This is a genomic window from Neisseria sp. P0019.S002 (assembly GCF_051957155.1).
Classification (GTDB): domain Bacteria; phylum Pseudomonadota; class Gammaproteobacteria; order Burkholderiales; family Neisseriaceae; genus Neisseria; species Neisseria perflava.
This window is the reverse complement of sequence record NZ_JBQCWS010000008.1, coordinates 1-10,198: the sequence shown is the minus strand read 5'-3', so window position 1 is coordinate 10,198 and position 10,198 is coordinate 1. Positions and strand designations below refer to the sequence as shown.

4 protein-coding genes are annotated in these 10,198 nt (G+C 47.2%); 3 read left to right on the top strand and 1 reads right to left on the bottom strand.

Translation table 11 applies throughout. The features are described 5' to 3' along the window. Positions 1 to 4,325: YadA family autotransporter adhesin (locus tag ACTHTY_RS10350; RefSeq protein ID WP_440367521.1), on the top strand; the 4,325-nt coding region annotated here is incomplete at its 5' end. A 237-nt stretch (positions 4,326 to 4,562) separates the two neighbouring features. On the opposite strand, the gene dusA is transcribed toward ACTHTY_RS10350, so the two are convergent. Then, positions 4,563 to 5,567: a tRNA dihydrouridine(20/20a) synthase DusA gene (gene dusA, locus ACTHTY_RS10345; RefSeq protein ID WP_440367550.1), complete on the bottom strand. Its 1,005-nt coding sequence runs from the start codon at positions 5,565 to 5,567 to the stop codon at positions 4,563 to 4,565. Between the two features lie 217 nt (positions 5,568 to 5,784). On the opposite strand from dusA, the gene ACTHTY_RS10340 reads away from it, so the two are divergent. Continuing rightward, the gene (locus ACTHTY_RS10340) at positions 5,785 to 6,405 is read left to right on the top strand and encodes an L-threonylcarbamoyladenylate synthase (RefSeq protein WP_440367520.1); all 621 of its coding nucleotides are present in this window, start codon (positions 5,785 to 5,787) and stop codon (positions 6,403 to 6,405) included. Between the two features lie 559 nt (positions 6,406 to 6,964). Beyond that, the coding region (locus ACTHTY_RS10335) for an ESPR-type extended signal peptide-containing protein (RefSeq protein WP_440367518.1) at positions 6,965 to 10,198 on the top strand (3,234 nt) is incomplete at its 3' end.

The window sequence follows — 10,198 nt, the reverse complement described above, 5'->3', positions numbered from 1 at the left end:
AAGACAACGGCAACGGTACTCACACTGTAACCATCAAAGACGGTAACGGTAATACCACTACTACCATCCTTAAAGACGGTGCTACTGGCGACAAAGGTGACACTGGTGCAACCGGCGCTAAAGGCGACAAAGGTGACACTGGTGCAACCGGCGCTAAAGGCGACAAAGGTGACACTGGTGCAGCCGGCGCTAAAGGCGATAAAGGTGACACTGGTGAAAAAGGTGGCAGCATCACAGGTGAAGTTGTAGATAATGGTGACGGTACCCATACAATCACTATTACTGATCTTGAGACCGGTTCAGTCACTACGACTATCGTTAAAGACGGTAAAGACGGTGTAGACGGTAAGAACGCTGAAGCCGACGTTAAAGACAACGGCGACGGTACCCACACTGTAACCATCAAAGACGGTAACGGTAACACCACTACTACCATCATTAAAGATGGTGCAACTGGTGCCGACGGTAAGAACGCTGAAGCCGACGTTAAAGACAACGGCGACGGTACTCACACTGTAACCATCAAAGACGGTAACGGTAATACCACTACTACTATCGTTAAAGACGGTGCAACTGGTGCTAAAGGTGACACTGGTGCCGACGGTAAGAACGCTGAAGCCGAAGTTAAAGACAACGGCAACGGTACTCACACTGTAACCATCAAAGACGGTAACGGTAATACCACTACTACTATCGTTAAAGACGGTGCAACTGGTGCTAAAGGTGACACTGGTGCCGACGGTAAGAACGCTGAAGCCGACGTTAAAGACAACGGCGACGGTACTCATACTGTAACCATCAAAGACGGTAACGGTAATACCACTACTACCATCGTTAAAGACGGTGCAACTGGTGCTAAAGGCGATACCGGCGCAACTGGTGCAACCGGTGCCGACGGTAAGAACGCTGAAGCCGACGTTAAAGATAACGGTAACGGCACTCACACTGTAACCATCAAAGACGGTAACGGTAACACCACTACTACCATCATTAAAGATGGTGCAACTGGTGCTAAAGGTGACACTGGTGCCGACGGTAAGAACGCTGAAGCCGACGTTAAAGACAACGGCGACGGTACCCACACTGTAACCATCAAAGACGGTAACGGTAACACCACTACTACCATCATTAAAGATGGTGCAACTGGTGCCGACGGTAAGAACGCTGAAGCCGACGTTAAAGACAACGGCGACGGTACTCACACTGTAACCATCAAAGACGGTAACGGTAACACCACTACTACCATCGTTAAAGACGGTGCAACTGGTGCCAAAGGTGACACTGGTGCCGACGGTAAGAACGCTGAAGCCGACGTTAAAGACAACGGCGACGGTACCCACACTGTAACCATCAAAGACGGTAACGGTAACACCACTACTACCATCGTTAAAGACGGTGCAACTGGTGCCAAAGGCGATACCGGCGCAACTGGTGCAACCGGTGCCGACGGTAAGAACGCTGAAGCCGACGTTAAAGACAACGGCGACGGTACTCATACTGTAACCATCAAAGACGGTAACGGTAACACCACTACTACCATCGTTAAAGACGGTGCAACTGGTGCTAAAGGTGACACTGGTGCCGACGGTAAGAACGCTGAAGCTGATGTTAAAGACAACGGCGACGGTACTCATACTGTAACCATCAAAGATGGTAACGGTAACACCACTACTACCATCATTAAAGATGGTGCAACTGGTGCCGACGGTAAGAACGCTGAAGCCGACGTTAAAGACAACGGCGACGGTACCCACACTGTAACCATCAAAGATGGTAACGGTAATACCACTACTACTATCGTTAAAGACGGTGCAACTGGTGCTAAAGGTGACACTGGTGCCGACGGTAAGAACGCTGAAGCCGACGTTAAAGACAACGGCGACGGTACTCACACTGTAACCATCAAAGACGGTAACGGTAATACCACTACTACCATCGTTAAAGACGGTGCAACTGGTGCCAAAGGCGATACCGGCGCAACAGGTGCTGACGGTAAGAACGCTGAAGCCGACGTTAAAGACAACGGCGACGGTACCCACACTGTAACCATCAAAGACGGTAACGGTAACACCACTACTACCATCATTAAAGATGGTGCAACTGGTGCCGACGGTAAGAACGTTGAAGCCGACGTTAAAGACAACGGCGACGGTACCCACACTGTAACCATCAAAGACGGTAACGGTAACACCACTACTACTATCATTAAAGACGGCACAGCTGCCGCAAAAGGTGATAAAGGTGACAAGGGTGATAAAGGTGATACCGGTGCTAAAGGTGACCAGGGTATTAAAGGTGACCAAGGCGCTAAAGGTGACAAAGGTGATACCGGTGCTAAAGGTGATCAAGGTATTAAAGGTGACCAAGGTGCTAAAGGCGACAAAGGTGACACTGGTGCCCAAGGTGCTAAAGGTGATACCGGTGCTAAAGGTGATACTGGTGCAGACGGTAAGAATGCCAAAGCCGACGTTAAAGACAACGGCGATGGCACTCACACTGTAACTATCACCGATGGCGACGGTAAAACTACTACCACTATCGTTAAAGACGGTAAGAACGCTGAAGCTGAAGTTAAAGACAACGGCGACGGTACTCATACTGTAACCATCAAAGACGGTAACGGTAACACCACTACCACTATCGTTAAAGACGGTGCAACTGGTGCTAAAGGTGATACCGGTGCCAAAGGTGACCAAGGTGCTAAAGGCGACAAAGGTGACACTGGTGCCCAAGGTGCTAAAGGTGATACCGGTGCTAAAGGTGACCAAGGTGCTAAAGGTGATAAAGGTGATACCGGTGCTAAAGGTGACCAAGGTATTAAAGGTGACCAAGGTGCTAAAGGCGACAAAGGTGACACTGGTGCCCAAGGTGCTAAAGGTGATACTGGCGCAGACGGTAAGAATGCCAAAGCCGACGTTAAAGACAACGGCAACGGCACTCACACTGTAACTATCACCGATGGCGACGGTAATACCACTACCACTATCGTTAAAGACGGTAAGAATGCCAAAGCCGACGTTAAAGACAACGGTAACGGCACTCACACTGTAACCATCACTGATGGTGACGGTAATACCACTACCACTATCGTTAAAGACGGTAAGAACGCCAAAGCCGACGTTAAAGACAACGGCAACGGCACTCACACTGTAACCATCACTGATGGCGAAGGTAAAACCACTACTACCATCGTTAAAGATGGTGCAACTGGTGCTAAAGGTGATACCGGTGCCAAAGGTGACCAAGGCGATAAAGGCGTCCAAGGCGATAAAGGTGACAAAGGTGATACCGGTGCTCAAGGCGCTAAAGGTGAAGATGGTAAGAACGCCAAAGCCGATGTTAAGAACAACGGCAACGGTACTCATACTGTAACCATTACTGATGGTGACGGTAAAACTACTTCTACCATCATTACAGACGGTAAGAACGCGAAAGCCGAAGTTAAACCGGGCGAAAAAGGCACTCACACTGTGACTATCACCGATGGTGACGGTAACACTACTACTACCATCATCAGAGATGGCGCTAAAGGCGACAAAGGTGATAAAGGTAATGATGGTGTGAACGCCAAAGCCGAAGTTAAACCGGGCGAAAAAGGTACTCACATTGTGACTATTACCGACGGTAACGGTCAAACCACTACCACCATCATTAGAGATGGTAAAGATGGTAAAGACGGTAAAGATGCTGATGGCACCTTCGGTCTGGTTGATGAGACTGGTATTGTTGATGAAGAGCACTCTATCTCCAAACCTCTGAATAACACTATTCAGATTAAAGGTGATGCGGGTACTAAAGTTCAAGTATTCGACAAAGCAACCGGTAAGACTTCAGAGAAAGAAGTTCAAAACATCTTCGTTAAGAAAGACGGCGATGCGCTGAAAGTCAGCTTGAACCCTGATCTGACCGTTAACAGTGTTACTACTAACGAACTGAAAGCAGGTCCTGTAACCATCAACCAAGGTGGTATCGATGCCGGCAACACTACTATTAAAAATGTTGCTCCAGGTAAGAACGGTACCGATGCGGTTAACGTTGACCAGCTGAACCAAAAATTCGGCGATGTGAACAGCAATGTGAACAAGGTTGACAACAACGCCCGCGCAGGTGTGGCTCAAGCTCTGGCTACTGCCGGTCTGCCACAAGCTTACTTGCCAGGTAAGAGCATGCTGGCTATCGGTGGCGGTCACTACCGCGGTGAAACCGGTTACGCTGTCGGCTTCTCTAGCATCTCCGATGGTGGTAACTGGATCATCAAAGGTACTGCTTCCGGCAACTCACGTGGTCACTTCGGTGCTACCGCAGCAGTTGGTTACCAATGGTAATCTGACTTTCAGACGGCCTGAAAAGGCCGTCTGAAAAGACGAAGCAAAGTAAATGCGGCCTATTTAGGCCGCATTTTTTTATGCTTAGATTATGTTTTGAATTTATTTGATGAATTAATCAAGATAGTAGCCAAAGATAAATGAATATATCTTTAGCAGTCTGTTGCAATTCAAAAGGCCGTCTGAAACATCCAATGATGTTTCAGACGGCCTTTCTTTTATTCGCACTATATGGCATTAATCCCAAATATTTGCGCGTTCAACTTCTTTCCATGCGTCTAGAATTAGGCTGCCGTCGTTGTCTTTCAGCAAAGTAGCATCTGAGAGCATACGGCGCCAAGTGCGGGCATTTTTTAGGCCGTGCATCAAGCCTAGTGCGTGGCGGACGATGTGGCGTAGGATGGTGCCGCGTCCAGAGGCAATTTGTTCGCGGCTGTATGCGTATAGCCAAGCTGCTAAGTCTGCGTATTGGATTGGTGCGTGTGCGTCGTTGTAAAACAGTACGTCCCAATCGCGCATCAGCATTGGATTGTGATAAGCCTCGCGCCCGATCATGACGCCGTCGACAAATTTCAGATGTTCGGCGATTTCTTTGTTGGTGGTGATGCCGCCGTTAATCAAAATTTCCAAGTCGGGAAAATCTTGTTTCAAGCGGTAGACGTATTCATATTTGAGTGGTGGGACTTCGCGGTTTTCTTTCGGGGATAAACCGTCCAGCCAAGCATTACGCGCATGGACGATAAATGTGCGGCAGGCTGTTTTTTTGTGTAATGTTCCCACAAAATCTGCCACGACTTGATATTCTGTCTGTCTGTCTACGCCGATGCGGTGTTTGACCGTCACCGGAATTTCAACTGCATCCTGCATCGCGTTCAAACAATCTGCCACTAAATATACATCATTCATCAGGCAAGCGCCGAAAGCGCCTTTTTGAACGCGTGGGCTGGGGCAGCCGCAATTTAGGTTGACTTCATTATAGCCATACGCTTCAGCCGCTTTGGTAGCGATTGCCAAGTCATGCGGATCTGAGCCGCCAAGCTGTAAAGCTACCGGTTGCTCGCCTTCGTTGAAACTCAAAAAGCGGTCTTTATCTCCATAAACTACCGCGCCTGAATTGACCATTTCGCTATAAAGCCAAGCATTGCGTGTAATTTGTCGCGCCATAAAGCGATAGTGTCTGTCTGTCCAATCAAGCATGGGGGCAACAGACAAGCGGCGGGAAGGTAGGGAAGAAGCAGGCATTGAGATGACTTTCAAACAAAATAATGCATTATATAGCGTATTAAATTGACTTTCGATATCGGCCGGTAAATCAAAATAATATATAAGGTATCACTGGGTGCAGCCGTGTTGTAGCTGAGGCTAAATCCATTCATGGTGGTGGAAATCCAATATTCAGACGGCCAAATAAGTTTTAAAATGTCAAACAACAAACCATTAGAATGATAAGGAAAAAAACATGGCACAATTTTTCGCCATCCATCCCGATAATCCCCAAGACCGCCTCATCAAGCAAGCCGCCGATATTGTCCGTAGTGGCGGTGTCATCGTTTACCCTACGGATTCCTGTTATGCGCTGGGTTGCAAACTCGGTGACAAAAACGCGATGGAGCGCATTCTCACGATTCGTAAAATCGATCAAAAACACCATCTGACCCTGATGTGTGCCGATTTGAGCGAATTGGGTACTTACGCCAAAGTAGATAATGTCCAATTCCGCCAGCTCAAAGCAGCTACGCCCGGCAGCTACACCTTTATCTTGCAGGCAACTAAGGAAGTACCCAATCGCACGCTTCACCCCAAACGTAAAACCATCGGCCTGCGTGTTCCCGACAACGCCACTGCCTTGGCGCTTTTGCAAGAATTGGGCGAACCTATTTTAAGCTGCACCCTCATGCTGCCCGAAGACGAAGAGCCATTGACCGATCCATACGAAATCCGAGACCGTCTTGAGCATGCTGTCGATTTGGTTATCGATGGCGGCTGGTGCGGTACTGAGCCGACGACGGTTATCGATATGACCGATGGCACCGAGCTGATTCGTCAAGGCAAGGGCGATATTGCCGTATTCGGTTTGTAAAACCATCTACGTTTGTATAAGTAGGGATATGCGTATTCTTTCTATGACGTATTAAAAGCATATTGCCGATTTTATTGATAGCTTAAAAACCAAATTATTTAAGCAAGTAGTTGTTCAATATCATTTCATTAAAGGCCGTCTGAAACATTTCAGACGGCCTTTTTCTTTCGTTTTTTAATAAATAATATTTTAAATAATTGGCATATGAGTTGCATGGTTACTGTGTTTGCTTGTGACTTGTCAATGGAATGCAACACACCGCTTATTAATAGAAACATGGCTGAAACCCTTTTGATAATTGGTTTTTTTGGTAGAAAGCCGTGATTTTATTTAGAAATTAAAGATAATCGGTTGATATTTCTGACTAGCGGATATTTAGTAAGTATGAAATACTATTTCACTTCGAGATAGTAAAAGACCTAAATTTCGTCTTAAAGTGACAATAAACGTCAGCTCGAAGCAAGCATTTTGCAGGGAAATCCTCCGCAATAGATTTTTTAAAGTAGCGTCATGCTCACGCCTACGCTTTTACCCATCATAAAAAGAGAAAGACACACTAATGAATAAGATATTTAAAGTCGTTTGGAACCGTACGATTCAATCTTTCGTTGTAACGTCCGAATTGGCCAAAGGCCGTGTGAAATCGTCTGCAGAACAAAACAGTACAGATGTATCTGCCGAATCCGGTAAAAATGGTATCGCGACAGTTTTCAGATTGACAGTAATTTCGGCAGCTCTTTTGGGTGCAGGTAATTCGTATGCGGCAACTGCTCAACAAGGAAAAATTGCGGTTGATCCTCCGACCAGTGCTACTGCGGTTAGTGGTGCAACAGCGACCGGTATTGGTGCCCTGTCAGTAGGAGCATCAGCCAATGCTACGGCTAATGGTGCAGTTGCGGTAGGTACGAGTGCAAATGCAACACATAATAACAGCCTTGCTGTTGGTACAAATGCCAAAGCTACTCAAAATCATGCTGTTGCGATGGGTGCAGATACAAGTGCAAGTAGTTCAAATGCAACAGCGATAGGTAAAAGTGCCAATGCTGTTTCTGCAGATTCAACAGCATTGGGTGCAGATTCCAAAGCAAATGGTACGCAAGCGACAGCGGTAGGTAAGAATGCTCTTGCCAATAATACGAACACAACAGCATTGGGTAATTCGGCGCAAGCATTTGGTATAGGCTCAATGGCTTTGGGCCAATCCAGCACATCAAGAGGTCAAGACGGCATTGCAATTGGCAGCGGCAGTCAGGCTGCAGCCAATGCGCAAAATGCCATTGCAATCGGTACCAATGCAGTGGGTTATCAAAGTGAGTCTATCGCTATAGGTAATTCAACCCAAGCTCAAACTGGAAATACCATTGCCATCGGTAAAAGTGCAGTGGCAAATTCTCCAAGTTCGGGTAGTGCGCCATCAAGTGCTATTGCACTTGGTACAGACGCGAATGCAACCGGCCTTGGTACGATTGCTATTGGACGTGCATCTGGGGTTCTTTCCCAAAACATTATGCACCCGGGTTTAACTCACAATAATATTGCTATTGGTAATACGGCTCGAGTAGGCGATTCAAGTAGTCCTAAGATAACTCAGGCTATTGCTATTGGTTCAGGTAACCGTGTCGATGCACAGGGCAGACCTGAGGGCGCGTGGGCAAAGGGTGACCAATCTATTGCGGTTGGTGGTAATGTTGTAGCTGAGGGTAATTCATCTATCTCGGTGGGTGGTGATGACCTTGATAGTGTTGGTGGTACCCAATATTCAGGCAGCGCAACGGACAAATTCATCAAATACAATGCCCAAGGTGCGAAAGTTGGTGAATATGCGCTACGTGGTAAAAATCTGCGGGATATCTATAAAGAAATGACCGGAGATACAATGAATAGCGGGGTTTATGGTAATACCATTGCCGGTCAAGGTTCTGTTGCATTAGGTGTGCAGTCTAATTCATCTGCCGATTTGTCTCTGGCTATTGGTACTAAATCTCAAGCCACTGCCTTTGGTGGTGTAGCTTTGGGTACAGGTGCGAAGGCTACTTTGCTGAACTCTGTGGCTTTGGGTACGGCTTCTAAAACCGATAAAGAAGGTCGGGCATACGTTCAACGCGAAATTATGGGTGTAACCTACACTTGGGCAGGCGGTCAAACTACCGATGCCGGTGATGTTGTGTCTGTCGGTTCTCAAGGTTACGAACGCCAAATCATTAATGTATCCCCTGGCGATATTTCCGCTACCTCTACTGATGCAATCAACGGCTCACAGCTTTATGGCGTATTGAATGCGCTTGAACGCGTTCGTTATTTTTCTGTTAAGTCAGAAGAAGGCAAAACTGACGGTACGAAAAACTGGAACAATGACGGTGCAAAAGCAACCAATTCGATTGCCATCGGACCGAATGCGGCAACAAGCACTGGTGCGACGGGTAGTGTTTCTTTAGGTCATAATGCCAACGTACTTGGTTCGTCTTCTGTTGCTGTTGGTCCAAATGCAACGGTAACTTCTGGAACTGTTGGCGCTGTTGCCTTAGGCTCTAATGCCAATTCCCGCGGTACAGGTTCTATCGCCATAGGTTTGAATACAGAAAATAATTACAATTACTCTGTAGTCGTCGGTGCCCACAGTAGAGCCAACTACGAAAATGCAACCGTTGTCGGTGCAAGGGCAGCGGCACAAAATAACGGTACGGCAATGGGCTATTTGTCAAATGCAGTCGGTGATGATTCTGTTGCAATCGGCCATCAGGCACAGACAACGCAAGCTTATTCTATTGCCATTGGTAAACAGGCAAACAGTTCAGGCCTTTATTCCACCGCTATTGGTTCCTCAGCCCAAGCTGCCGGGCAGAATAGTTTTGCCGGTGGTAATAATGCAAAAGCGACTGGAAGCGATTCAGTTGCGTTGGGTAATGGTGCGACGACTACGATCGGTAGCTCTGTTGCATTGGGTAATGGTGCTGTTGGTACCGCCAATAATTTTGATGCAACAGCTAAAAATGCGACATTCAAAAACGATAGCGGTGCTGCGACCAATGTCAGCTATGCTGCTTCTTCATCCTCTAAAACAGGCGCGGTTTCTGTAGGCAGCGCAGGCAATGAACGCCAAATTCACAATGTTGCCGCAGGCCGTATTTCCGCCACTTCAACCGATGCAGTTAATGGTAGCCAACTGTACACAGTGATGAACAATGTTGGACACAATATCCAACAAAACGGTACAGACAAATCCCGTATCAATAACAACGGCACAGTCAACTACGCTAATGGCAACTTGACGACCGTTGCAGTTACCGATGGCGAGAATGCATCAAAAGTTCAAATCAACGTCACTCAAGGCACATTGTCTGTCAATAATAATGGCACAGTGTCCGCACCGACTGCCGGTGTAGCGACTGCCGGCGATGTAGCCAATGCCATTAATAATGCCAAAACCACAACCAAGGTAGCGGCAGGTAGCAACACGCACGTTAATAAAACAACTTCAGGCAAAGAAACCACTTATACCGTCAGCGCAGATAAAGCAACGGTACAAGTTTCCAATGCTTTGAATTTGAATTCTAATACCACAACTGCAGCCGATGGTGCCGTCACAACTAATTACAGTATCGATCTCGCTCAAAGCACTAAAGATAACATTCAAAAAGGCGTGGATGCCAAAACCACCGTTGACAGCAAAGGCCTGACCTTCAACGGCGACAGCGGCAGCACCAATGTCGAAAAACTCGGCGCTACCGTGACCGTTGCCGGCGACGACAACATCACCACCGAAGCCCGAGACGATAAAGTGACCGTTAAGCTG